The sequence below is a fragment of the Lentzea miocenica genome (genome assembly GCF_033949945.1).
Classification (GTDB): domain Bacteria; phylum Actinomycetota; class Actinomycetes; order Mycobacteriales; family Pseudonocardiaceae; genus Lentzea; species Lentzea miocenica.
In genome coordinates this window covers 139,776-164,334 of record NZ_JAXAVW010000006.1, presented here as the reverse complement: position 1 = coordinate 164,334, position 24,559 = coordinate 139,776, and the positions used below count along the sequence as shown (strand labels likewise).

Below are 24,559 nucleotides of genomic sequence, written 5' to 3'. Positions count from 1 at the left end.
ATGGCCATCACCGGACGGGACATCGAGCGTCTGCTCTACACCGAAACGCCCGACCCGATCCTGGTCGTGCACAACGGCTCGACCGAGATCGTCGCCGCGGTCGACTTGGGCGGCTACACCGGCGCCGTCGTGGTCTGCTCCCGGTCGGAGATCCAGCGGCAGGTGGGGGAGCGCGACCTCAGCGAGGACGATCTGGCTGCGATAGCTGCCAGTTTGGCAGAGGCCGTTCAAGACCCAACTCGGCAGCGGCCGCTGTGGCCCGCTTGAACAGATCCGGCCTGCGCTGAAACACCTCCCACAGGCCCACAGTGGTCAACAAGGACGTCAGATCCCGCACCTCGGGCACCAACTCGAACCGGAATCCCCGCTCATGCAGCCGCAACCAGGCGTCCAACTGCACCTCCCGGTCCGCTGCTCCGGGCACGCCGTAGGTCGCCTTGATGATCGCCACGTCGTCACCGCCGAGGCCCAGCCTGGCGTCGGCCTCCCTGAGAACGACCTCGCCTCGGGCGCCCGCCTCGGCGAGCCGTCGGATCGCCGGTGCGACCCGTTCAATGGGCGTCGCCATCAAGTTGATCAGCGCGGCGGTTACGTCCAAGCCATGTTGCGATACCAATGGCAACACCGCGTCTCGCAGCATCAGCGCGAAATCGTCCAGCGTCACGTCCGGTTCCGTCATGAGCAGCCATTCCGCACGCACGTCCTGCGTTCGCTTGCTCAGGCCCACCACGAAGTGACGATCCGGGTCCCACTCGACCCAGAAGCACCGCACCACACCCGTCCACTCGACGCCCGACAGCCGTGACTTCCAGAACAGCGCCTCCCGACGCCAGTCGTCCGCGCTCAGCCGCAGATCCGAGCCGTAGACCTTCTCCTTCAGCACCACCGCCAGCGCCATCAGGTTCACCGAGTACTTCGCGTCCCTGACCGAGTTCGTCAGCGCCACCGGCTCGTACTCACCCCGCGACAGGCGCCGCTCGTCCCGCGCCCCCAGCAGTCGCGCGACCAGGTCGAACAAGCCGTCTCTGCTGGACTTCCGCGCGAACTCCCGCAGAAAGTCCAGCAACGGAACGCTGCTGGACAGCGTCATGAACGACAGCACCGAGTACAGCTCGGTGTCGTCCACCGTGGACTTGCGCCGCGACCGTGCCGCGTCCTCGCGCTGAAGGATGAGCAGCCGTTCCCACACGAACCGCGCCACCAGGTACTCGCCGAACGTGGCGTGCAGGAACTCGTAGGTCCGCAGCTTGGTGTTGTCCTCACGTACCGCTTCGGTCTTCTGCACGAAGAAGAAGCGCCCCAGCACCGTCTCACCGGCGGACAGGGGAGTGCGCGTGCCCACCTGCCGGTCTGGTGAGCCGACGTCGAGCAGTTGTGCGAGATCGGACGTCACCTCGTGCTCGGCGACCCACTGCGCGCCCCGGTTGAACATCGCGAGCGCCACGACGGACAACCGTTCCAGCTCGAACTCCACGTCCGCCGCCAGATCGGCCTCTGACCGGTCAGCGTCGTCCTTGGTCACCTCACGCCGGGTGAACCGGTCGAGCAGCCGCTCGTACAACTGCCCTCGGCTCATGCCGAGATGATCGCGCTGGAACGAGCTGTCCACGGCGTCGTACAACGCCAGCATCAGCAACAACAGCGGCTGCGACGCCAGATCCGGGTACTCCAGCACGGTCTCGGCGGGCAACGGGACGTTGGCCGAGTTCCACACGTCCAGCCACGAACGCACCTGCTGCTCGGAGAACGGCAGCAGCCGCACGACATGCGTGTCCTCGGGCAGCTGCAGCCCAGCGCACACACTCAACCGGCTCGTCACCACGAAGACGGCCGGCCTGCCCATGTCCTTGAGCGTTTGCTGGAAGTCGGCGATCACGGTCAGGTACCGCGTCTGGCTCACCCCGGTCGCCTGCAGCAACTCGTCGAACCCGTCCAAGACGACCACGGGTAAGGCTCCGCCGGTGTTCCGGGAGAAGTCGGCCCAACTGACGGGTTCGTGCAGCAAGGTCCGCAGTCCGTGCTCGATCTGCCGCTTCAGGTCCGCGTCCGCGGGAGTGCTGCGCAGCTCCACCCGCACCACGGCGAAGTCCGACGCGGGCAACCGTGCCGCCAGCATCTCGGTCAGCACCGACTTGCCCGAGCCCGGATCACCCAGCACCAGCAGGGGAGCGGTCAACGCCATCGGTGACGTCAGATACCCAACCAGGTAGGCGTGCAGGTCGGCGCGGACGGCCACGTCGTCCCACCACGCGAGCAGGGACGGTGCGCCGGCGCGTTCGGTGCCGATCACCACCTGAAACCGCGGGTCGATGTAGGCGTCGGCCAAACTCGGGATCTGCACGCCCTCCGGTACCTCGGTCGACTTCACCAGCGGCCGTGCCAGCGCACCCCGGTAGGCGCCGGCCAGTTCCGCCAGCCGCACCTCGGGCGTCAGATCAGTGGTCGTCTCGCACAGCACCTCTTCCAGCCTTGCCAGCGCCTTGCGCGTCGACCCGGCGTCCTGGATCGCACACCAGAAGCGGATCTCCGGGTACTCGGCCGCGAGCTGACCGAGCAACTCCTCGTACCGCTGCACCGCCCGCACCGGTGCACGGCGCAGGGCGGCCTCCCTGACCCGGTCGCGTTCGGTCTCGTTCAGGCTGTCCCACGACGCCGAGTTCGTGACCGCGTCGAGCAGGCTGACGCCCAGACGGTCGTAGAGGGGCCGTAGGGCGGCGAGGTTCTCCTCGTACGGGCGGCCTACCGATGGCAGTGGCAGGTTCAGCCGCCACGGGTTGTACTGCGCGACGATCTCACGATCGCTCCTGGTTGCCTTCAACCTGATCTGTTGTTCCTCGAAGGCCTCGAAGAACGCAGTCATCACCAGCACGGCGTGGGCGGCGTGCAGCTGCTGCGTGCGGGTGTAACGGCTGACCTTGCGGCGCTTCTGCGACACCTTGGAGATCAGCTCGTTGCTGAGCTTGATGAAATCCGGCTTGGCGTCGAACAGATCCAGCACCTGCCACAGCCCCAACGAACCCGCGAGCAGCGCGCCGCCCAGCAGCTTGTCCATGGCGGCGACGATCGGGTGCTCGCGGCCGCCGAGGATCTTCACGGCCTCGTTGTAGCTGTAGGTCTTGCGCACCCGAAGTGTCTACCGCACGACCGGGCCGCTCAGCCGGAGAACAACACCAACAGGCCGATCGCGATCAGGACGACCGGCAGCGCGATGTGGCCCCACTTCGCCAGAACTCGCGCCACGACCTGCCGGGATGCCAGGAACCAGCCCGCCAGGCACCACACGCCCACCAGGACCAGGAACACCGCGACGTAGACCCACAGCGAGTCGGCGACGGTGAAGACCGGGACGTAGACACCGATGTTGTCGCCGCCGTTCGCGAGCGTCACGCCCGCCACGGCGAGGATGCCGGGGGCGGCCTCCGGTTCGTCATCGTCGTCGGAGCCGCGCCAGAGCGACCAGGCGGCTTTGAAGCCCAGCGCCAAGGGGATCAGGCCGAGCCACGGGCGGAACTGTGCGGGGAGCAGCGACGCCCCCAGCGCGCCGACGACGGCGACGGCGAGGATGCCGGCGAAGCCCAGGTACTGGCCCGCGACCACCTGCCACGCCGAACGAGCCCGTGCGAAGAACAGGGCCAGCAGCACCAGGTCGTCGACGTTCGTCACGGCGAACATGCCCGCTGCCTGGCCGATCACCCCAAGATCCACGGCGGCATTCTCCACGAGCGTGAAACGGATAGTCGATCCGGATGTGTGCTAGCGTCGGACAGGTAAGTGGATGAGCTATCCGGATGGAGAGTGTCATGGCACGCAGAGCAGTGATCACGGCGGGAACCGGAGGCATCGGACTGGAGACCGCCCTCGGGCTCACCAAAGCCGGATACGCGGTCACGGTGATCGGACGCAACGCCGAGCGCGGCGCCCGAGCCGTGGAGAGGATCAACACCGGGGGAGAAGAGCCCGCACAGTTCCTGCAAGCCGACCTCGCCTCCCTCGACGAGGTACGCACGCTGGCCGAGCAGATCGCGGCAGAAGGCGAGGTGGATGTGCTCGTCAACAACGTCGGCGCGATGTTCCCGGACCACACGGAACTCGGCGGGGTGGAAGCGTCATTCGTCGTCAACCACCTCTCGCCCTACCTGCTCACCGAACTGCTGCTGCCGCGACTGCACAGGGTCGTCAACGTGACATCAGGGTCCGTGATGGTGGCCAAAAAGGTCTTCGACGAGGTCGAACCGCCCGGCGGGTACTACGGCTTCCACTGGTACGGACGCGCCAAGCTCGCGAACCTCGCCTACACGCTCGACCTCGCCCAACGGACGAAGGCGAGTGGCGTCGCGGTGTTCGCGGCCGACCCCGGCGGCGCGGCCACCGACATGACCGACGGCACCATGCGCACGCCCAAAATCGTGTCACCAGGCCTGCGCCTGCTCTGGCCACTGGTGCGACGCACCTTCGAACGCGCCACCTCCGGACCCGCATCGGCCGCCGCGCGGCCCTCGATCATCGCCGCCACCGACCAGACACTGCCCACCGGCACCGTCATCGGACGCCGCGGAGCACCCGTCACACCGATCCGGGCCGCCACGGACCCACGCGTCACCGAGGCCGTGCGCAGGCTCAGCGAGAGGCACGCACCACTCGTCCAGGTTCCGGATGGGATATCCAATTAAGCTGGGCACATGACGCCGCTGCGGAAGGACGCCGCCCGCAACTGGGACCGCATCATCACCGTCGCCAGAGAACTCGTCGACGAAGGCACCCCGCTGCAGCTCAACGACGTCGCCCGCCGCGCAGGACTCGGCGTCGGCACGGTCTACCGGCACTTCCCGACCACCGAAGCGCTCCTCGAGACCGTCGCCACGCCCTGCCTGGAAGCACTCGCCGACCACGGCGCCAAAGCACTCCAGGACGACAACGTCTGGCGCGCCTTCTCCGACTTCCTCACCCGGCTCGTCGAAGCCCAGGTCAGCGACCCCTCACTCGCCAAAGTCGCCGCCACCACCGTCGACACCCTCCCGCGCACCACCGAACTCAAGCGGCAAGTCATGGCACAAGGCACCGAACTGCTCGCCCGCGCCCGCACCGCCGGAGCCGTACGACCCGACCTCGCCGACGGCGACCTCGTCCCACTCATGTGCGGCGTCGCCTACGCCACCTACGTCCACAGCGACACCCCAGCCGACCGGCTCCCCACCGCCCGCCGCTACCTCGACACCCTGCTACGAGGCCTCAGCGCCTGACCACGGCGGACCAGCCGCCACGAACGCCCGCAACTCCTCCACCTCCAGAGCGCCACCGTCGGTGAACATCCACGTCACCCCAGCGGCCTCGTACTCCCGCACCTCCTCCGGCAACACACCACCACCCCACAACGCCACATCACCATCCGCCGGACCACCCGACGCCACGAAGTCAGCCTTCAGCCGCGCGGCATCACCGGGGGAGAGGACCACCAGCCCCTCAGCCCCGAACGTCGCCGGAACCACGCCGGCCGCCTGCGCCGCCGCACGGAACGGCACCTCGCGCGGCCAGACCCCGCCGACCCAGATCGGCACGTCCACCGGCTCGAACCGCACCCCGGACACGTCGAACAGGTCACCGTGATGCTCGACGACCTCGCCCGACAACAACGCCTTCAACAGCTCGACACCCTCGGACATCGCCTCCGCACGCGACACCCGCTCACCGAAGGGCGAGAAGTCCTGCGGCACACCCGCACCCACCCCCAGCACCAACCGGCCACCCGACAACCGCTGCAACGTCGACGCCTCAAGAGCCAACTTCCACGGACGACGCCGCCCCAACGACGTCACCATCGGCCCCAACGCGATCGACGACGTCCGCGCCGCCACCGCACCTAACACCACCCAGACGTCAGCCACCACCGACTCACCCGGCTGCACGACGTGATCCCACAGGAAGAACCCGTCCCACCCCGCCGCCTCAGCCTCGACAGCGAGCGACACCAGCACCGACGGGTCACCGAGCGACGAACCGTAATTGGGCACATAGATCGCACAACGCATGCCCCAAGTGTGGCAAGCACCCCCGACAAGATCGTTCTAACGCGGCGGACCAGCGGAAATGTACGAACGCAGCTCCTCCAGCGACGCCTTCCACCCGTCCAGCAACAACCACGTCGCCCCCGCGTCCGCGTACTCCGACACCTCCGCCGCCGACGGCCGCGCCCCACCACCCCAAATCGCCAGATCCCCGTCCACCGGCCCACCCGCCGCGACGAAATCAGCCTTCATCCGCGCCGCCTGCTCAGCAGACGCCACCGCGAACCCACCCGAACCGTCCTGAATGATCGGAAACAACCCCGACGCCTGCGACGCCGCCAGGAACGGCACCTTCCGCGGCCAGATCCCCGACGTCCACACCGGCACCTCCACCGGCGCGAACCGCACCCCGGACACGTCGAAAACATCGCCGTGATGCTCAACAACCTCACCCGACAACAACTTCTGCACCAACTCCACACCCTCGGTCATCCGCACCGCCCGCGACCGAGCATCCGCAGCCTCACCGAACGACGTGAAATCCCGCGGCACACCCATCCCCACCCCGAGCACCAACCGCCCACCCGACAACCGCTGCAACGTCGACGCCTCCAACGCCAACTTCCACGGCCGCCGCCGGGGGACAGGCGTGATCATCGGCCCCAGCACGATCGACGACGTCCGCACCGCCACCGCACCCAACGTCACCCACGGATCCGCCACCAACGGCTGCGCGACCACGTGGTCCCACATGAAAAACCCGTCCCACCCAGCCGCCTCCGCCTCAACGGCCAGAGAACACAACACCGCCGGATCGCCATAGGTCTCGCCATAACAAGGCACGTAGATCGCAAAACGCATGCGGGGGAGTCTGCCTCACGGCCCAACACCCGTCGCGCCATCGATCTGCTCCCGCACGATGTCCGCATGCCCCGCGTGACGAGCCGTCTCCGTCAACACGTGCACCAACACGTTGAACAGCATCACGTCAGGACGCGGCCACCACGGCACATGACCAGGGGAGTCCACCGCAAGTGCATCGATCGTCGCGTCCGAATGCGCCCACACGCGCCGATAACGCGCCACGATCTCCTCACGCGTCTCACCCTCCGCCGCCCGCATGTCCAACCCGCGCGCCGCCATGTCATCCCACCGCGGCAACGGCTCCGGGAACGACCGGCCGAACACCTCGCCGAAGTAGCGCGACTCCGACAACGTCAGATGCTTCACCAAACCCAGCAGGTTCGTGCCACTGGCGGTGAGCGGACGGCGGATGTCGGCATCGACCAGACCGTCCAGCTTCCACAGCATCGCTTCCCGCAGCTCGCGCAGATCGCTGTGCAGGTACGCCTTGGCGAATTCGTCGATCATGGCGCCGAAGCCTGCCACGTCGGCCTGTATCGCCACGGTGACGGAAGTGGCGGAAGCCCGGCAAGTGCGTCACGCGTCCAGACGGACCCGCCGCGACACCGCGTCCCGGTGCGGGCTCGACGAACCACGGCACGCACTCCGCGGCCCGACACCAGTCAGACACGGCGCCAAGGAGCTTGAGCACCGCCAAGAAGCACGGCGGGAGAGTCCCTCCAGGACGCCCAGATCCGCGTTACTTGACATAATGTAGATTATCGGCGAAACGGCGACCTGCGAAGATCGTCATCAGAAGGGGCTGAAACGCCCGTGTTGGCGCGTCTGCAAGCGTCAGCCAACGGGCAGGCCGGCTGCGCTTGCAGACGCCACAACATCCGAACCTCGGCGATGTCGGAGCGCGGTCGACACCGACGTGTCGTCAGTGAGACGTACGTAGAGGCGCCTCATTACGCTCACGATCCCCGACAAGTGACGCCACCTGGTCCAGCGCCCGGCGAACTCGGGCGAAACGGACATTTCATGCATAATCGCCATTATCCAGCACGGAACGCGGAATTGTCGGTGGCGTGCGGTACAAGATCCATATGCACGTGCTCGCCGCCCAGGACGCCTTCTTCCTCGCTCGCCGGACTCGCAAGGACTCGCCGCACACAACGGCGGCCTACCAGCGCGATCTCTCCGGCGTGAACACGCTCCTGGCCGAGACACTCCTCTCCCCCGTCGAGGATCTCGTCGTCCAGGACCTGACCGGCGCCAACCTCCGCAACGCTTTCGGGTTGTTCGCGGACACCCACGCCAAGAGCTCTGTGCTGCGGGCCTGGTCGACGTGGAACCAGTTCCTGACGTTCTGCGTGGCCGAGGACCTCATCGCCGGCAACCCGATGGGCGCCGTCGCCCGCCCCAGGACCCCTCCGCTCGTCCCCAAGCCGCTGCGGGGTGAGGACACCCCCGAGCAGTTGCTCACGGCGGCCGCGGAAGGTGCGCGGAAAGGTCGTGATCCCTGGCCTGAACGCGACGTGCTGGTCATCGCCCTGGGCTTGGTCGCGGGTCTGCGGAGTGCGGAGATGCGCACTCTCACGCTGGCGAGCATCGTCGGGCGGGAGGGTGACCAGCGGTTGCACGTGAAGGGCAAGGGCAACCGGGACAGATCCGTTCCGATCGAGCCGCCGATGGAACGGATCGTCGATGCCTACCTCAAGAGCTGCAAGCAGCGTTTTCCGCAGGGCCGGTTCGATCGTGAGAGCGCGTTGCTCCGGGATCGGCATGGTGAGCCGATCGGCCGGGGCGGGCTGGAATACCTGGTCAAGTCGTGTTTCCGGTGGGCGGGGTTGAACGACCGGGTGCCGACGGGGGCGAATCTGCACGCTTTGCGGCACACGTTCGCGACGCGGCTTGCGGAGGACGGGGCGTCGGCGAGCGAGATCATGGCGTTGCTGGGACATGCGAGTTTGGCGACGAGTCAGAACTACATCGAGGCGACGGCGCGGGAGCGGAGGGCGGCGGTGGCGAGCAATCGGACGTATCGGGCGCTCAAAGACATCTAGCCCGGCTCTACCGCGGTAGGGCACTCTCGGCTGAAACACGTGTGGGCCGGGGGTCGCTCAGTTGCCGGATCGTTAGGCCAAGTGGGTGACCTGATAGTGCGAAAACCGCATTTCAGGGGTACCCAATGAGAATGAGATCCGTGTGGCGTGGGGCCATCTCCTTCGGGTTGGTGACGATCGCCGTGCGCCTCTACACGGCTGTTGAGGAGCACGACTTCCGTTTCAACCAGGTGCACCGGGAGGACGGCGGGCGCATCAAGTACAAGCGCGTCTGTTCGGTGTGCGGCAACGAGGTGGAGTACGGCGACATCACCAAGGGCTATGAGCTGGACGACGGCCGGATGGTGATCATGGAGAACGAGGACTTCGAGAAGTTGCCGGTGAAGACCGACAAGTCGATCGACGTTCTGGAGTTCGTGCCGGCGGAGGAGATCGATCCGATCTACTTCCAGAAGACGTATTACCTGGAGCCGGACAAGGCCGCGGCGCGGCCGTATGTGCTGCTCAGGGACGCGCTCGTGAAGACGGGTCAGCTGGCGGTCGTGAAGATCACGATTCGGCAGAAGGAGACGCTGGCGACGATCCGGGCGCGGGATGACGTGCTGGTGATGCACACGATGTTGTGGCCGGACGAGATCCGGAAGGCGGAGTTCGACTTCCTGGATCAGGACGTCGAGGTGCGGCCGCAGGAGTTGAAGATGGCGACGTCGTTGGTGGAGTCGATGGCCGGGGATTTTGATCCGGACACGTTCACCGATGACTACCGGGACGCGCTGGAGAAGGTCATCGCGGCGAAGGCTGAGGGTGCGGAGTTGCCTGAGCAGCCTGAGGCGGAGGACAAGGGTGATGTCATCGATCTGATGACGGCTCTGGAGCGCAGTGTGGAGAAGGCGAAGGCGGGGCGGAAGGGCGCTGCGAAGAAGGACGCGCCGAAGAAGAAGGCTTCGTCGGCGTAGATGGCCGGGCTCGACGAGTACCGGCGGAAGCGGGATCCGGCCAGGACGCCGGAGCCTGTTCCCAGTGCTGAGGAACTTCCGCACGGTGAGAACGACACGTTCGTGATTCAGGAGCATCACGCGAGCAGCCTGCATTGGGATGTGCGGTTGGAGCGTGATGGTGTGCTGGTGTCGTGGGCGGTGCCGAAGGGTTTGCCGCCCACGACTGATGTGGTCAGGCTTGCGGTGCACACCGAGGATCACCCGCTGGAGTACGCGGAGTTCTCGGGGAAGATCCCGAAGGGCGAGTACGGCGGCGGCGAGATGTTCATCTGGGATCGCGGCCGGTACGAGACGGTGAAGTGGTCGGATCGCGAGGTCGACGTGATCCTGCACGGTCACCGGGTCGAGGGTCAGTTCGTGTTCTTCCGGTCGGGCAACGACGGGAAGAACTGGATGATGAAGCGCCGGCACGCTCCGGCGCGTGCGGATTGGAAGACGCTGCCGGAGCAGTTGAAGCCGATGCTGGCGGTGCCCGGTCCCCTCCCCCAGGACGATGATGATCTTTGGGCTTACGAGTTCAAGTGGGACGGGGTTCGGGCGATCCTGCGGGTGGAGGGTGGTCGGGTTCAGGCGTGGTCGCGTCTGGGCAACGACATCACCGTGGCGTATCCCGAACTCCAGGGTGTCGGTGAGCAGCTCGGTTCGACCGAGGCGTTGCTCGACGGCGAGATCGTCGCGTTGCAGAACGGCAGGCCGAGTTTCAGCGCGTTGCAGAACCGGATGCACGTCACCAAGTCCGAGGCAGCGCGCCGAGCGGCCAGGCAGTACCCGATCACGTTGCTGTTGTTCGATCTGCTGCACCTCGATGGCAGTTCCACGCTGCAGTTGCCTTTTCGGCAGCGTCGTGAGCTGCTGCGGGAGTTGGAGCTGAGGGGGTCGAACTGGCTCACTCCCCCGTCCTACGACACCGATGGCGCGGCGGTGCTGGCCGCGAGCCGGGAGCAGGGTTTGGAGGGGGTGGTCGCGAAGCGGCTGGATTCGGTCTATCAGCCGGGGACGCGGTCGCCGGTGTGGCGCAAGATCACCGACCTGATGGCGCAGGAGGTGGTGATCGGTGGCTGGCGGATGGGTGAAGGCAAGCGGTCGGGTGTGGTGGGCGCGCTGTTGCTGGGTATTCCGCAGGACGGTGGGCTGGCGTTCGCGGGTTCGGTGGGCACGGGGTTCAACGACGCCGAGTTGGCGGTGTTGACGCCGCGGCTGAAGGCGTTGGCGCGCAAGGGTTCGCCGTTCGTGACGGAGATGCCGAGGGAACGGTCGAAGGGCGCGTTGTGGGTGGAGCCGGAGCTGGTGGCGGAGGTGGTGTTCCGGCAGTGGACGCCGGACGGGCGGATGCGGTTTCCGGCGTGGCGCGGGTTGCGGCCGGACAAGTCGCCTGAGGAGGTGCGTCGCGTTGAGCAGTGATGCCACGGTTCGGGTCGAGGATCGGGTGTTGAAGCTGACGAACCTGGACAAGGAGTTGTATCCGGAGTTCGGGTTCACCAAGGGTGAGGTGATCGACTACTACACCCGGATCGCTCCGGTGCTGCTCCCCCATCTCAAGGATCGTCCGGTGACGTTGAAGCGGTATCCGAACGGGGTGGACGGGAAGTGGTTCTTCGAGAAGAACGCGCCGGAGCACCGTCCGGAGTGGGTGCGGACGATGCGGCTGGAGTCGCCGGGTAGTTCGAAGGGCAACGAGACGGTCAACTACGTGATGGTGGACGAGTTGGCGACGTTGGTGTGGCTGGCGAATCTGGCGGCGCTGGAGTTGCACGTGCCGCAGTGGACGGTGGGGCCGCGCGGGGGCAAGCGGGATCCTGACCTGCTGGTGTTCGACCTGGATCCGGGTGCGCCGGCGTCGGTGGTGGAGTGTTGCCGGGTCGCTGAGCTGGTGCGGACGGTGCTGGACGACGACGGTGTGGACTCGTGGGCGAAGACGTCGGGTAACAAGGGCATGCAGGTGTACGCGTATGCGCCGGCTAAGGACACGTCGGAGTACGCGAAGGCTGTGGCGCAGCGGTTGGCGAAGGAGGAGCCGAAGCTGGTCGTGGCGACGATGGCGAAGGCGCAGCGGCCGGGGAAGGTGTTCATCGACTGGTCGCAGAACAACACGGCGAAGACGACGGTGGCGCCGTATTCGTTGCGGGCGCGTGAGCGGCCGACGGTGTCGACGCCGATCACGTGGGACGAGGTCGAGGAGTGCCAGGTGGCGGAGGACCTGGTGTTCACCGCGGACGAGGTGCTGGCCCGCGTGGATTCGGCGGGTGACCTGTTCGGCAGTTGATATTCTGGCCGACTGCCTATCGAGGGGGTCGCGCGTGAACATCGAACTTGCCGAGTACGACGATGCCTGGCCAGGTCTGTACGAACGGGAGCGGGCACGGATCCTGGCTGTGCTGCCGGATGCGGACCTGGAGCACGTGGGGTCGACTTCGGTGCCGGGGCTGTGTGCGAAGCCGGTGATCGACATGATGCTGGTGGTGGAGGACGCGGCGGACGAGGAGTACGTGCCCGCTCTGGAGGCCGCCGGGTATCGGGTGACGGTGCGCGAGGACGACTGGCACGACCACCGGATCCTCAAGGGTCCTGACACGAACGTGAACCTGCACGTGTTCTCGCGTGGGTGTGCTCAGGTGCGGCGGCATCTGGTGTTCCGTGACTGGTTGCGTGCCGATTCCGGTGACCGTGAGCTATACGCGCGGGCGAAGCGGGAGCTGGCGGCGCGGGAGTGGGAGCGGGTGCAGGACTACGCCGCGGCCAAGGGCGAGGTGGTGCTGGAGATCCTCGAGCGGGCGTACATGACGTGGCGGCCGTCGTCGGGCGAGGTGGAGTACGTGACGAAGACGCCGCCGCACGACGCGCCGGTGGTGCTGGAGGACTACAACCCGGTGTGGCCGCGGTGGTACGCGGTGGAGGAGGCCAGGATCCGGGCGGCGCTGGGTGATGTGGTGGTGCGGCTGGAGCACGTGGGGTCGACGTCGATTCCGGGTCTGGCGGCGAAGCCGTTGATCGACGTTCTGCTGGTGGTGCCTGATTCGGCCGATGAGGACGCCTACGTGCCGGCGTTGGTGGAGGCCGGGTACTGGTTGCTGTTGCGGGAGCGCGGCTGGCATGAGCACCGGTTGCTCAAGAGGTCGGAGCCGAACGTGAACCTGCATGTCATCTCTCCCGCGTGCGAGGAGTGGGACCGGATGGTGGGGTTCCGGGACAGGTTGCGCACGCATCCCGAGGATCGTGCGGAGTACGAGCGGACGAAGCGCGCTTTGGCGGGCCGGACGTGGCATCGGGTGCAGGACTACGCCGAGGCGAAGGCTGCGGTCGTGGAGCGGATCATTCTGCGGGCGCTGGCCTGACCTGGCCGAACCGGCGCCGGTAGGCCGTCGGGGTCAGTCCGGTTTCGCGGCGCATCAACGCTCTGAGGTTGGCGGCGGTGCCGAGTCCGGTGCGGCGGGCGACGACGTCGAGGCGTGACTCCCCCAGTTCGATCAGCCGGCAGGCGAGGGTGACGCGTTCGCCGGTGAGCCATGCGAGGGGTGTGGTGCCGAGTTGTGCCTGGAAGCGTCGGTGCAGGGTCGCGGGGCTGACGGCGGCGCGGGTGGCGAGGTCGGTGACGGTGAGGGCGTGGTCGAGGTGGTGCTGGGCCCAGGCCAGGACGGGTGCGAGGGATTCGTCGGGCAGGTCGGGCACGGGGCGTTCGACGAACTGTCGCTGGCCGCCGTCGCGGTGGGCGGCGAAGACGAGCCGCCTCGACACCGCGTTGGCGATTTCGGCGCCGTGGTCGCGGCGGACGATGTGCAGGCCGAGGTCGAGGGCGGCGGCGCTGCCTGCGGCGGTGAGGATGTCGCCGTCGTCGACGAACAGCACGTCCGGTTCGAGGTGCACGGCCGGGAATCGGGTGCGGAAGTTGTCGGCCCACTGCCAGTGCGCGGTGGCTCGGCGGCCGTCGAGGACGCCGGCTTCGGCGAGGGTGAAGGCGCCGCTGCAGAAGCCGACGAGGCGGGTGCCGCGGGTGTGGGCGCGGCGGACGGCGTCGAGGACGGCGGGTCGGCGGGGTGCGTCGACGTTGGGGCGGTTGGGGACGATGAGGGTGTCGGCGGTGTCGGCGGCGCTGAGATCGGCGACGCCGGTGAGGGTGAAGAACCCGTCACGCATGGGCGTGTGCGGTTCGGGTGCGCAGAGGCGGAAGTCGTAGAGGTCGCGGCCGATCTCGGGGCGGTGCAGGCCGAAGATCTCGGTGGCGCAGCCGAGCTCGAACGGGTTGGAGTTCTCGTCGACGATCACGACGACCCGGTGCGAGGATTCTTTCGACATGTGCGATTCCTAGCACTCACGCTCGTCGCGTGCACAGCGGCAGGGTTGACGGTGTGAACAGCGAACCCATTGCCCTGGACAAAGCCCTGGACTCGTTCGACGCCCTGTGGAGCCCACGGATCGTGACGCGGGTGAACGACTACGACGTGCGTGTCACGAAGGTCCGTGGCGAGCACGTCTGGCATGTCCACGACGACACCGACGAGTTCTTCCTGGTCCTCGACGGCGAACTGCGCATCGCGCTGCGTGAGGCCGATGGTGAGCGCACGGTCGTGCTCGGTCAGGGCGCGGTGTTCACCGTGCCGCGTGGGACGTTCCACAAGCCGTCGTCCGTGTCGGGTGCGTCGATCCTGTTGTTCGAGCCCACCGGAACGCTGACGGTCGGCGACCGGCACGACGAGGTTCCGGATCACGTGGACGCGACGACCGGGCACGAGCTGGGAGGGGCCTCGTTCGCCTGAGTCCCCGATCAGCTGGCCGTTGAGCGTGCCGGCCTCCGGCGAGCCGGTGACGCTGGTTCCGGCCTCGTGGATCTTGTGACTCGGGAAGAATCACGTCCTGTGAGGTTCGGGGTGCTCGGTCCGGTGCTGGTCGACGGCGTGGAGGTCGCGGCGCCCCGTCAGCGCGCGCTGCTGGCGATGCTCGCGCTGGACGCGGGGCGGATCGTGGGGCACGACCAGCTGATCGGCGGCTTGTACGCCGCGCCGCCCGCGGGTGCGGCGAATGCCCTGCAGTCGCAGATCTCCCGGCTGCGCAAGACCGTCCCCTGGCTGGTGATCGAGCACCACCCGGCGGGATATCGGCTGGTCGCGTCACCGTCCGAGGTGGACCTGCTGCTGTGTCTGGAGCTGCTCGACGCCGGCCGCGCGGCCGAGGCTCTGCGGCTGTGGCGTGGCCCCGCTCTGGCCGACGTCGAAGCGCCGTTCGCGCAGGTCGCGCGGCAGCGGCTGACAGAAGTGTTCATCAAATGCGCACTTTCCGGTGGGACCCAAAACGACCTCCAGGGGTTGCTTTCCGAGCACCCGCTGCGGGAGGACGTCCGGGCGGCGCTGGTGCGTTGCCTGCACCGGGACGGGCGGCAGACCGAGGCTCTCGAGGTGTTCGCGGCCGGGCGGGCACTGCTGGCCGAGGAACTCGGGGTCGACCCCTCCCCTGACCTGGCCGCCGCACACCTGGAGGTGTTGCGGGCCGCGTCGCCGCATCGAGGTGTGCCCGCGCAGCTGACCAGCTTCGTCGGACGTGACGAGGACCTGCGCCGCGTCACCAAGTGGCTGCGGGACAACCGGCTGGTCACGCTCATCGGGCCGGGCGGTACCGGCAAGACCCGCCTCGCCGTCGAGGTCGCCCACCTCGAACCCGGCGAGGTGGCGTTCATCGACCTCAGCGCCACCACCGATGTCGCCCGCGCGTTGCTCGACGGTGTCGGGGTGCGTGAGGCCGGGCTGCTGTCGGCGGGGCCGGTGAGCGTGGAGCAACGGCTGCGGGCGGCGTTGTCGGCGCGCGAGGTGTTGCTGGTCGTCGACAACTGCGAGCACGTGATCGACGAGGCCGCGCGGGTGCTCGGCGGGATTCTCGCCGCCTGCCCCGACGTGCGGGTGCTCGCGACGAGCCGGGAACCGCTGGGCATCACCGGTGAGACGCTGAGCCCGGTCGCGGCGCTGGACTCCGAGGCCGCCGTCCGGCTGTTCCGGGACCGCGCGCAGGCCGTGAAGCCGGGGTTCTCCGCGGATCAGGACGTCATCGCGGACGTGTGCCGGCGGCTGGACGGGATCGCGCTGGCCATCGAACTCGCCGCGGCGCGGGTGCGGTCGTTGCCGATCGGGGAGATCGCCGCGCGGCTCGACGACCGGTTCCGGTTGCTGTCTCGCGGCAGCCGCACCGCCGCGCCCCGGCACCGCACGCTGCACGCCGTCGTCGAGTGGAGCTGGGACCTGCTCACCGATGCCGAACGCGACCTCGCCGCGCGGTTCACCGTGTTCTCCGGTGGCGCCGGACTCGACGCCGTCACGGACATCGCAGGTTCGAACAACGCAGGTTCGAACAACGCGGGTTCGAGCAACGCTCCGTCCGATGTGGACACTCTGTCCTCGTTGGTGGACAAGTCACTCGTCGAGGTCGTCGAGGACCGGTACCGGATGCTCGACACCATCCGCGCGTTCTGCGCGGGGCACGCGCCGGATCTGCGGGAGCGGCATGCCCGCTGGTTCCTCGCCCGTGCTCAGGACGCCGAGCCGCACCTGCGCGCGCGCGAGCAGATCCAGTGGCTGCACGCGCTCGGTGCCGACCACGACAACCTCACCGCCGCCGTCGCCTGGGCCACCTCCCACGACGTCGATCTCGCGCTGGAGCTCGTCGCCGCGCTCGCGACCTACTACTGGTTCCGGGGTCTGCGCACCGAGGCCGCCCGGCAGGCCGACGCCGTGCTGCACGCGTGCGGCGAGATCCCGCCGGCAGGACGCGCGCAGGAGTACGCGATGTGCCTGCTCATCGCGTGGCCGGTGGCGACCGGTGACCAGTCCGCGCGGCAACGCCAGGCCGACGCGCTGATGGCCGAGCTGGACGGACCGCCCCGGTTCCCGATCCTGACGATGATGTGGGGCATGGCGCTGGGGGCTCCGGAGACGGAGTCGCAGTCCTGGCACCGCCGGCACCGGCTCGTCGGCACCGACCCGTGGACCAGCGCGCTGTCGCTCCTGGGCGAAGGCCTGGTGGCCTGGCAGCAGGCCGATCCCGCTCGGGCGATGGAGCTGTTGGGCCGGGGCGCCGAGGGGTTCGAACGGGTGGGTGATCGGTGGGGCCTGGCGCTCGCGGTCAACCAGCTCGCCGAACTCGCGCTCGCGGCGGGCGACACACGGGCCGCGCTGACGCACATCGAACGCGCCCGCGGTCTGCTGGAGGAGCTCGGTGCGACCGAGGACTCCGCCGAGGTCATCGTCAACCGTGCCAGGGCGCGGCTGCACGACGGGGACCCGGCCGGGGCGCGGGCCGACTACGCCGAGGCGCTCGTCGTCGCCCGCCGTGCCGGTGCGCCGCTCGTGGAGGCCAACTGCCACGTCGGCCTGGCCGAACTCGCCCGCCTGGAGGGGGACTTCGGTGTCGCGTGGGACGAGTGCGAGCGGGCGTGGGAACTGTGTCCCGGCGGCTGGTACGGGCCGGACGAGATGCGCTGCCACATCGCGCTCGAACGCGGCCGCATCGCCGGTGCGGAAGGCGACCTCGGTCAGGCTCGCCGGCACTTCGACGAAGCGCTCACGCGGGCAGTGGGACAGCGCAACCGAGTAACCGAGAGCGCCGTGCGCGCGGAACTCGCCGCCCTAGCCGGGACCTGATCCGCCGCCACCACAGCCACGGAGGCAGCCGGTGGTGGGCGATGAACGTCCACAGGTCGTCCTCGGCCACGTCGTTGGGGTGGCGGCGCAGCACCTCAAGGCACTCCCGTGACACCACCCCGTGCATCCGGGCCACGTGCGCGAGGGCCGTGGCGCCGTGCTGGCGGACCTCGATGCGGTTGTGGTCCAACGCGCGTGCGACACGATGCAGCGTCACCCACGGGTCCGGATAGGACATCGCCAGGCCGATGACCGAGATGCCGACCATGTCCTCGCCGCGGTCGAACGCCGCGTCGACCTCCTCCGGCCGGTCGGTGCCCATCAACGCCGAGTAGCTGCGCCAGTCCATGCCATCCCCACGCATCGCCCTGTCCAGCAGGAAACGCTGCCTGCCGTCGGACCGCTCCCCCGTGCGTTCCCAGTCCGCCGCCAAGTAGCGCCACACCGCCGCGGTGTCCGCGCGTGAGGTCGAGGCCAGGATCCGGCACAGCGCGAGCACGTGCTCCGGTTCGCTGGCCTCGGCGAGTTCGCCCAGGACTCCCGGCGGGCGGCCCAGGTCGTTCCACGCCAGCCAGGCCAGCGTCGGCACCTCGTCCACGTCGACCCAGCCGTCGGCCCCGCCCCGCCCGATTTCGGCAGGCGTCAGCGAAGCCCGCAGGCGGGCGTGTTCGATCGGGATCACCTCAGACCTGAGGCACCGCGCGCACCAGGGCGCGGGTGTAGTCGTGAGAGGGGTTGAGCAGCACTTGTTCCACCGAGCCTTGTTCCACGATCTTCCCCTGATGCATCACCGCGACCCGATCGGCGATCTGCCACGCCAGTCCGAGGTCGTGCGTGATGATCAATGAAGCAAGGCCCAGCTCACGCCGCAACCGGAGCAGCAGCGCCACGACCTCCCCGCGCACCGAGGCGTCGAGCGAGGCGACCGGTTCGTCGGCCACCAGCAGGCGGGGTTCCAGCACCAGTGCGCCGGCGATCACCACCCGCTGCTGCTGACCCCCGGACAGCTCGTGCGGCAGGGACTCCAGATACAGGTTCGCCGGACGCAGCTCCGCACGTTCCACAGCGGCCGTGACCAGGGATTCCTCATCGCCAGGAATGCCGTGGACCCGCAGACCCTCTGCGACCGCGTCGTGCACGGTGTGACGGGGGTTGAGGGCGCTCGCGGGGTCCTGCAGGACCAGCTGCACCTGGCGGCGGAAGGCCTTGAGTCCCTTGCCGTCGCGGGGCACCTCGGCACCGTCGAAGATCACCCGACCGGAGGACGGTTTCCGCAGCCCCATTATGGTACGAGCCAGTGTCGTTTTGCCGGAGCCGGACTGCCCGACCAGCGCCACGATCTCGCCGCGCCCGATCGTCAGGTCCACCCCGTCGACCGCGCGCGTCCGGCCGTAGTCCACCGTCAGGTCCCGCACCTCGAGCAGCGGCCGCGTGCCGGCGTCGGGGGCCGCAGGCTGATGGTCTGCCGGCTGTTGATCTGTCGGTTGGGTCCAGCGGTGCGCCGGGTCGCCGATCACCGGGAACGCCGCCGTCAACGCCGCCGTGTGCGGGTGTCGCGGGTTCGCGATCACCTCCCGCGTCCTGCCCCGCTCGACCAGCTCCCCGCGATGCATCACCGCCAGGTCGTCACACGTCTCCGCGAGCACCGACAGGTCGTGGCTGATCATCATCAACCCGAGGTCCTGCTCGGCCACCAGACGTTTCATCAACCCCAGCACCTGGGCCTGCACGACCACGTCCAGCGCCGTCGTCGGCTCGTCCGCGATGACCAGCCGCGGCCCGCACGCCAGCGCCATCGCGATCATCACCCGCTGCTTCTGCCCGCCCGACAGCTCGTGCGGATACGCCCGCGCCTTGTCCAGTGGCAGCTCGACCTGCTCCAGCAACTCCCGGACACCGCCCGGCGTGCCGTGCAGCCGCATCGGCTCGGCGATCTGGTCACCGACGCGCTGCACGGGGTTGAGCGAGTGCATCGCGCCCTGGAACACGATCGACGCCGACGCCCACCGCACCGCCCGCAACGCACCCCACGACATCGTCCGCACGTCGTCGCCGTCGAGCAGGATCTCGCCGTGCACCTGCGCGGTCCTGGGCAGCAACCGCAGCACCGACATGGCCACCGTCGACTTGCCCGACCCCGACTCGCCCGCCAGCCCGAGCGTCTGACCGGGAGCCAGCAGCAGGTTCACGTCGTTCACGACGCGCTTGGGTCCGTAGTGGACGGAGAGGTTCTTCAATTCCAGCATCGCGTTACCTCTTCGGCGTCACAACTGCTTCGAGCGCACGCCCGACGAGCGTGAACGCCAGCACCACCACCACGATCGCGAGCCCGGGCGGCAACAGGAACCACCACGCCCGCTGCGGCACCGCCCCGTGCAGCTGCGCCTGGTGCAACATCGCGCCCCACGAGATCCGCGTCGGATCACCCAGCCCGAGAAACGCCAGCGTCGACTCCGCCACGATCGCCGACGCCACCGCCAGCGTCGCGTTCACCAGCACCAGCGGCACCACCGACGGCAACACGTGCCGCCCGATCACATGCCCGTGCCCGCCACCCAACGCCCGCGCGCGCTCCACGAAGGGCCGCGCCTCGATCGTCAGCGTCTGCGCCCGCACCATCCGCGCCGTCGACGGCCAGCTCGTCAACCCGATCGCCAGCACGATCGTGCCCAGCCCGCGCGGCAGCACCGTCGACAACGCGATCGCCAGCACCAACGCCGGCAACACCAGGAAGAAGTCCGTCACCCGCAACAACGCGCCCGCCGCCAGCCCACCGAAATGCCCGCTCACGATCCCGACGAGCGTGCCGATGCCCACCGCCAGCACGGCCGCGGTCAGCCCGACGAACAACGACGTCCCCGCGCCCTCCACCACCAGCAACGCCACCGACCGCCCGGTGTGGTCGGTCCCCAGCCAGTGTCCCGCGCCCGGCGCCTGCCACGGCGCGTCGGTCACCCGCGTGACGTCCAGCGCGTCCGCGGGGATCAACAGCGGCGCGATCACCGCGACGACCGCGGCCACTGCCAGCACCACCGCGCCCGCCACCCCAGCCCGCTGCGCGAGAAACCGGTCCAGGCCGCCGTCGCCACGACCGGAGCGACGGCTCGGGCCGGACCACCGCGTGCTGAACATGCTCATGCCGCCACCGCCCCGCCGCTGCCGATCCAGCCACTGCCGATCCAGCCGCGCCGCTGCGACCTCGGTGCGCCGCTCCTGTCCGTACCGCCGACACCGCGCGACGAAGAGCCGCCTGGGCCAGGCCGGTGTGCCGTGAACCCGCGCATCCCGCCATCACCGTTGCACTGCGGTCGGCCCGGCCGCCCGATCACGCCGCCACCACGATCAGCCGCGCCCGGCCCGGCAGCGCCCCAGCAACCCGTCTCGCCGCCACCGCAACCCGTCCCGCCAGCGCCGTGTGCACTGAGCCCGCTCATACGACCTTCACCCGTGGATCCAGGACCCCGTGCAGCAGGTCGGCCAGCAGGTTCATCACCACGACCGCGCCCGCCGTCACCACCAGCAGCCCCTGCAGCAGGAAGTAGTCCGGGCCGGTCAGCGCGTCGTAGAACAGCAACCCCAGTCCCGGCCAGGAGAACACCGTCTCCGTCGTGATCGCCCCCGCCACCACCAGCCCGAACCGCAGGAACACCAGCGTGATCGCCGGCAGCACCGCGTTCGGCACGGCGTGGCGGCGGCGCACCAGGTCGTCGCGCAGGCCCTTCGCCCGCGCCGTCGTCAGGTACGGGGCGTGCATCTCCTCCAGCAACGACGACCGCATCACCAGCACGTACTCCGCGCACACCACCGCGACCAGCGTGACCGACGGCAGCACCAGGTGATGGCCGACGTCCAGGGCCTGTGAGACGAAGTCCGGTGCCGTGTCGGTGTCGCGCATGCCCCGCGACGGGAACAGGTCGCCCGTCGCCATCATCAGCAGCATGCCGAGCCAGAACGTCGGCACCGCCCACAGCGTCAGCGACACCCCGGTCGTGGCCTTGTCGAACGCCGAGTCGCGCCGCCACGCCGCCTTGATCCCCAGCCACAGGCCGATCGCGACGGCGATCAGCGTCGACGTGCCGACCAGCAGCAGCGTCGGGCCCAGGCGTTCCAGGATCACGTCGGCCACCGGGCGCCGGAACGTGAACGACGTCCCCAGATCGCCCTGCAGCAGCGAGGTGAAGTAGCTCCAGAACTGTTCGTGCAGCGGACGGTCCAGGCCGAACTGCGTGCGCAGTTCGGCCTGCATCGCCGCCGTCGTCGGCCGGCCGCGCGTCATCGAGATGACCGGGTCGCCGGGCACCACCCGGAACAGGAAGAAGCCCAGCACCGCCACCATCACCAGGCTGAGCGCGGCACCACCGATCCGGCCGGCGAGGCGCACCTACTCGCGCTCCCCGGCCGTGGCGTTGCGCCGGCGCGCGTAGAACACGCTCACCAGCACCAGACCGGCGATCACCGCGCCGCCCAGCACCAGACCCGGCCATTTGCTGCCCGAGGACTGCGCGGCCCGCCCGGCGGGTTCGGCGCCGTAGTAGCCCCACATGCCGTTCTGCGCCATGATCACGCCGCCCTGCGCGGGCTGGGTCGTGAACTTCGCGAAGTGGTCGGACCGGTAGCCCTCCAGCGCGTTCTCGTACGCCAGCACCACCGCGGGCACCTGGTCGTAGAAGCGCGCCTGCATCTGCTTCACGATCTCGATCCGCTTGCCCTCGTCGAACTCCGAGAGCTGCTGCGCGTAGAGCTTGTCGTAGGTCTCGTCGCAGAAGTAGGCGTCCGTGGTGCCGCCCTTGCCGTCCGCGCCCGGCCGTTGCCCGCAGGTGTGCAGGCCCAGGATGAAGTCCGGGTCCACGTTCGTCGCCCAGCCCGAGAACGCCAGGTCGTAGGTCGCCGCCGTGGTCGCCTCGTTGAGCTGGTTGTCCGACACCAGCCGCACGTCCAGCGGGATGCCGATGTCGTTCATCGACCGCTTCAGGTACTCCGACGCCTGCTCGTCATAGGCCCGGCCCGCGCGGCCGATCAACCTCAGCGGGAAGCGCGTGCCGTCGGCCTTGCGGGGGAAGCCCGCGGCGTCGAGGGCGGTGTTGGCGGCGGCGGGGTCGAACTTGCGCTGCTCGGACTCGCCGGGCTGCCAGTGCCACTTGTCGAACACCGGCGGCACCAGCCCTGCACCCTTCTCCGCGTAGCCGAGGTTCACCCGCTTCACCAGCGAGTCCAGGTCGATGGCCTGCGCGATGGCGCGCCGCACCCGCACGTCCTTCAACGCCGGGCTGCCGTCACCGACCGGTTCCCCGGTCCTGGTCTGCGCGCCGGGGTTGATCAGCAGCTCGGTGAACCGGCGGCCCTGCGCCTTGTTGCGCGCCACACCGGGCTTGCCGTCGAGGGAGTCGAACTGGGCCGGTGCCATCCGGTTGACCAGGTCGACCTCGCCCTTCGCTAGCGCCTGCACCGCGGCGTCGGAGTTCTGGAAGTACACGAAGTGCAGCTCGTCGAACTTCGCCGCGCCGCGCCAGTAGTTCGTGTTGGTCCTGAGCTTGATGAACTGCCCGGCCACGTGCTCGGTCAGCACGAACGGGCCGGAGCCCACGACCGGCATCTGCTCGTTGGTGTAGTCCTTGATGCTGGGGACCTTCTCCCACACGTGCTTGGGCACGATCGGGATGTCCAGCGCCAGCATCGTCACCTGGGGCGCCTTCGTCCTGATCACCACGGTCTTGTCGTCGGGCGCGGTGACCGACTCGAAGTTGGTGACGAAGCCGCCGTTCGCAGTGCGCGCGACGTCGGTGGTCAGCATCAGGTTGTAGGTGAACGCGACGTCGTGCGCCGTGATCGGCTGCCCGTCCGACCACTTCTTGCCCTCGGGGACGGTGAACGTCCAGGTGAGCTTGTCAGGCGAGGGTTCCCATCTGTTCGCGAGGCCCTCGGTGACCCGCTGGTCGTCCGCCGCGTACGCCGTGAGCGAGTCGTACATCAACCGGCCGATCTCGGTGCTCGACTGGAACACCGCGAGGAACGGGTTCAACGTGTCGATCTGCTGCACGATCGCGACCTTGAGGATCGCCGGCGCCTGCTCCTGGGCCGTCGCCGGAGGTGCCGACAGCCCCAGTGTCGTTGCTATTGCAAGCAACGCGCACACCTTCACCCGCACGAAATACCCCTCTTCCCCAGCAGCCCACCGCTACGTTACCGAGATGTGCGGATCATGATCTCGGCGGACATGGAAGGCGCCACCGGAGTCACCTGGACCGGGGACGTCGTTCCCGGTACGGAGCAGTGGCAACGGATGCGGCGCCTCTTCACCGGAGACGTCAACGCCTGCGTCGCGGGCCTGGTCGCGGGCGGCGCGGGCGACGTGCTCGTCAACGAAGCGCATTCCTCCCAGCGCAACCTGCTGCTCGAAGACCTCCACACCTCGGCGCGCCTGCTCACCGGCCGGCACAAACCGCTGTCGATGATGCAGGGCGTCGACTCCGGCGTGGACGGTGTCGTCTTCCTCGGCTACCACACCGGCGCGGGCTCTCCCGGCGTGCTCGCGCACACCTACCTCGAGAACTCCATCACCGGCGTGTGGCTCGACGGCGTGCACGCCTCCGAGGGACGCCTCAACGCCGCGCTGGCCGCCGAACACGGCGTGCCCGTGCTGCTGGTCACCGGTGACGACCTGACCTGTGCCGATGCCGCGGACTACGCGCCCGGCGCCCGGTTGGTCGCGGTGAAGGAGTGCGTGTCGCGGTATGCGGCCGTGTGCCTGCCACCCGCCGTGGCCTGTTCGCGGATCACCGAAGCGGCCACCGCCGCGATGGCCTCCGCCGGATGTTCCGGCGGTGTCGTGTCCGCGCATCGGATCGAGGTCGAGTTCGACGCCACGCACCTCGCGGACGCCGCGGCGGTCGTGCCGACCGTGGAACTGATCGGCGAGCGGCGCGTCGGGTTCGACGCCGTGTCGATGACGGAGGCGATGAAGGCGTTCAAGATCGTCACGCACGTCGCGGCCGGGGCGATCGAGGGCATCTACGGCTGAACGGGTGCGC

The 24,559-nt window shown here is 68.7% G+C and carries 22 protein-coding genes; 11 read left to right on the top strand and 11 right to left on the bottom strand.

The features are described from left to right. The gene (locus SK803_RS09560; protein WP_319965466.1) at nt 1-267 is read left to right on the top strand and encodes a hypothetical protein; all 267 of its coding nucleotides are present in this window, start codon (nt 1-3) and stop codon (nt 265-267) included. On the opposite strand, the gene SK803_RS09555 is transcribed toward SK803_RS09560, so the two are convergent. Together SK803_RS09555 and SK803_RS09550 are read right to left on the bottom strand one after the other, a co-directional pair. Then, a complete protein-coding gene (locus SK803_RS09555; protein ID WP_319965465.1) occupies nt 179-3,124 on the bottom strand; it encodes an NACHT domain-containing protein in 2,946 nt (981 codons plus the stop codon). The genes SK803_RS09560 and SK803_RS09555 overlap by 89 nt on opposite strands. Before the next feature lie 29 nt (nt 3,125-3,153). Beyond that, nucleotides 3,154-3,705, bottom strand: a complete 552-nt coding sequence (locus SK803_RS09550) for a cadmium resistance transporter (protein WP_319965464.1) — start codon at nt 3,703-3,705, stop codon at nt 3,154-3,156. Between the two features lie 95 nt (nt 3,706-3,800). Here SK803_RS09550 and SK803_RS09545 point away from each other — a divergent pair, with 95 nt between their 5' ends. Continuing rightward, on the top strand, nt 3,801-4,670 hold the full coding sequence (locus tag SK803_RS09545; protein WP_319965463.1) for an SDR family NAD(P)-dependent oxidoreductase: 870 nt from the start codon (nt 3,801-3,803) through the stop codon (nt 4,668-4,670). A 9-nt stretch (nt 4,671-4,679) separates the two neighbouring features. Continuing rightward, the gene (locus SK803_RS09540) at nt 4,680-5,240 is read left to right on the top strand and encodes a TetR/AcrR family transcriptional regulator (RefSeq protein WP_319965462.1); all 561 of its coding nucleotides are present in this window, start codon (nt 4,680-4,682) and stop codon (nt 5,238-5,240) included. On the opposite strand, the gene SK803_RS09535 is transcribed toward SK803_RS09540, so the two are convergent. From SK803_RS09535 to SK803_RS09525, 3 genes are read right to left on the bottom strand one after another with little or no spacing between them, the layout of a single operon-like run. Next, entirely contained in the window at nt 5,220-6,026 is an 807-nt protein-coding gene (locus SK803_RS09535; RefSeq protein WP_319965461.1) for an LLM class flavin-dependent oxidoreductase, read from the bottom strand. The two genes, SK803_RS09540 and SK803_RS09535, sit on opposite strands and share 21 nt — an antisense overlap. 36 nt (nt 6,027-6,062) lie before the next feature. Further along, a complete protein-coding gene (locus SK803_RS09530) occupies nt 6,063-6,863 on the bottom strand; it encodes an LLM class flavin-dependent oxidoreductase (RefSeq protein WP_319965460.1) in 801 nt (266 codons plus the stop codon). A gap of 15 nt (nt 6,864-6,878) precedes the next feature. Beyond that, nucleotides 6,879-7,373, bottom strand: a complete 495-nt coding sequence (locus SK803_RS09525; protein WP_319965459.1) for a DinB family protein — start codon at nt 7,371-7,373, stop codon at nt 6,879-6,881. A gap of 563 nt (nt 7,374-7,936) precedes the next feature. Here SK803_RS09525 and SK803_RS09520 point away from each other — a divergent pair. The 5 genes from SK803_RS09520 to SK803_RS09500 all read left to right on the top strand — a co-directional run bounded on the left by SK803_RS09520 (nt 7,937) and on the right by SK803_RS09500 (nt 13,244). Continuing rightward, nucleotides 7,937-8,914, top strand: coding sequence for a tyrosine-type recombinase/integrase (locus SK803_RS09520; RefSeq protein ID WP_319965458.1), 978 nt, complete (start codon nt 7,937-7,939; stop codon nt 8,912-8,914). A gap of 125 nt (nt 8,915-9,039) precedes the next feature. Beyond that, on the top strand, nt 9,040-9,870 hold the full coding sequence (gene ku / locus SK803_RS09515) for a non-homologous end joining protein Ku (protein WP_319965457.1): 831 nt from the start codon (nt 9,040-9,042) through the stop codon (nt 9,868-9,870). Continuing rightward, nucleotides 9,871-11,313, top strand: coding sequence for a non-homologous end-joining DNA ligase (gene ligD, locus SK803_RS09510; RefSeq protein WP_319965456.1), 1,443 nt, complete (start codon nt 9,871-9,873; stop codon nt 11,311-11,313). Then, nucleotides 11,303-12,175 (top strand): non-homologous end-joining DNA ligase, encoded by an 873-nt coding sequence (ligD, locus tag SK803_RS09505; RefSeq protein ID WP_319965455.1) that lies wholly within the window; start codon nt 11,303-11,305, stop codon nt 12,173-12,175. Before ligD (SK803_RS09510) ends, ligD (SK803_RS09505) begins: the two co-directional genes overlap by 11 nt. A 34-nt stretch (nt 12,176-12,209) precedes the next feature. After that, complete coding sequence (locus SK803_RS09500) at nt 12,210-13,244, top strand: GrpB family protein (RefSeq protein ID WP_319965454.1); 1,035 nt, start codon at nt 12,210-12,212, stop codon at nt 13,242-13,244. On the opposite strand, the gene SK803_RS09495 is transcribed toward SK803_RS09500, so the two are convergent. Further along, a complete protein-coding gene (locus SK803_RS09495) occupies nt 13,222-14,202 on the bottom strand; it encodes a GlxA family transcriptional regulator (protein ID WP_319965453.1) in 981 nt (326 codons plus the stop codon). The genes SK803_RS09500 and SK803_RS09495 overlap by 23 nt on opposite strands. A gap of 53 nt (nt 14,203-14,255) precedes the next feature. Between SK803_RS09495 and SK803_RS09490 the strand changes: the two genes are divergently transcribed. Together SK803_RS09490 and SK803_RS09485 are read left to right on the top strand one after the other, a co-directional pair. Next, on the top strand, nt 14,256-14,663 hold the full coding sequence (locus tag SK803_RS09490; protein WP_319965452.1) for a cupin domain-containing protein: 408 nt from the start codon (nt 14,256-14,258) through the stop codon (nt 14,661-14,663). A 99-nt stretch (nt 14,664-14,762) separates the two neighbouring features. Next, nucleotides 14,763-17,531 (top strand): ATP-binding protein, encoded by a 2,769-nt coding sequence (locus SK803_RS09485; protein ID WP_319965451.1) that lies wholly within the window; start codon nt 14,763-14,765, stop codon nt 17,529-17,531. On the opposite strand, the gene SK803_RS09480 is transcribed toward SK803_RS09485, so the two are convergent. The 5 genes from SK803_RS09480 to SK803_RS09460 all read right to left on the bottom strand — a co-directional run bounded on the left by SK803_RS09480 (nt 17,452) and on the right by SK803_RS09460 (nt 23,676). After that, a complete protein-coding gene (locus SK803_RS09480) occupies nt 17,452-18,213 on the bottom strand; it encodes a hypothetical protein (RefSeq protein ID WP_319965450.1) in 762 nt (253 codons plus the stop codon). The two genes, SK803_RS09485 and SK803_RS09480, sit on opposite strands and share 80 nt — an antisense overlap. 1 nt (nt 18,214) lies before the next feature. After that, nucleotides 18,215-19,777: an ABC transporter ATP-binding protein gene (locus SK803_RS09475; RefSeq protein ID WP_319965449.1), complete on the bottom strand. Its 1,563-nt coding sequence runs from the start codon at nt 19,775-19,777 to the stop codon at nt 18,215-18,217. A 4-nt stretch (nt 19,778-19,781) separates the two neighbouring features. Beyond that, nucleotides 19,782-20,669 carry an ABC transporter permease gene (locus tag SK803_RS09470; RefSeq protein ID WP_319965448.1) on the bottom strand — a complete coding sequence of 296 codons (888 nt, stop codon included), beginning with the start codon at nt 20,667-20,669 and terminating at the stop codon, nt 19,782-19,784. Between the two features lie 292 nt (nt 20,670-20,961). Continuing rightward, entirely contained in the window at nt 20,962-21,912 is a 951-nt protein-coding gene (locus SK803_RS09465) for an ABC transporter permease (protein ID WP_319965447.1), read from the bottom strand. Beyond that, entirely contained in the window at nt 21,913-23,676 is a 1,764-nt protein-coding gene (locus tag SK803_RS09460; RefSeq protein WP_319965446.1) for an ABC transporter substrate-binding protein, read from the bottom strand. 45 nt (nt 23,677-23,721) lie between these two features. On the opposite strand from SK803_RS09460, the gene SK803_RS09455 reads away from it, so the two are divergent. Continuing rightward, the gene (locus tag SK803_RS09455; RefSeq protein ID WP_319965445.1) at nt 23,722-24,549 is read left to right on the top strand and encodes a M55 family metallopeptidase; all 828 of its coding nucleotides are present in this window, start codon (nt 23,722-23,724) and stop codon (nt 24,547-24,549) included. Nucleotides 24,550-24,559: the final 10 nt, after the last annotated feature.

Bases quoted from the DNA above. Each gene is read 5' to 3' on its own strand.
- SK803_RS09470 (WP_319965448.1), bottom strand. From the start codon at position 20,669: ATGAGCATGTTCAGCACGCGGTGGTCCGGCCCGAGCCGTCGCTCCGGT.
- SK803_RS09495 (WP_319965453.1), bottom strand. From the start codon at position 14,202: ATGTCGAAAGAATCCTCGCACCGGGTCGTCGTGATCGTCGACGAGAAC.
- SK803_RS09545 (WP_319965463.1), top strand. From the start codon at position 3,801: ATGGCACGCAGAGCAGTGATCACGGCGGGAACCGGAGGCATCGGACTG.
- SK803_RS09475 (WP_319965449.1), bottom strand. From the start codon at position 19,777: ATGCTGGAATTGAAGAACCTCTCCGTCCACTACGGACCCAAGCGCGTC.
- ligD (WP_319965456.1), top strand. From the start codon at position 9,871: ATGGCCGGGCTCGACGAGTACCGGCGGAAGCGGGATCCGGCCAGGACG.
- SK803_RS09530 (WP_319965460.1), bottom strand. From the start codon at position 6,863: ATGCGTTTTGCGATCTACGTGCCTTGTTATGGCGAGACCTATGGCGAT.
- ku (WP_319965457.1), top strand. From the start codon at position 9,040: ATGAGAATGAGATCCGTGTGGCGTGGGGCCATCTCCTTCGGGTTGGTG.
- SK803_RS09540 (WP_319965462.1), top strand. From the start codon at position 4,680: ATGACGCCGCTGCGGAAGGACGCCGCCCGCAACTGGGACCGCATCATC.
- SK803_RS09560 (WP_319965466.1), top strand. From the start codon at position 1: ATGGCCATCACCGGACGGGACATCGAGCGTCTGCTCTACACCGAAACG.
- SK803_RS09535 (WP_319965461.1), bottom strand. From the start codon at position 6,026: ATGCGTTGTGCGATCTATGTGCCCAATTACGGTTCGTCGCTCGGTGAC.
- SK803_RS09525 (WP_319965459.1), bottom strand. From the start codon at position 7,373: ATGATCGACGAATTCGCCAAGGCGTACCTGCACAGCGATCTGCGCGAG.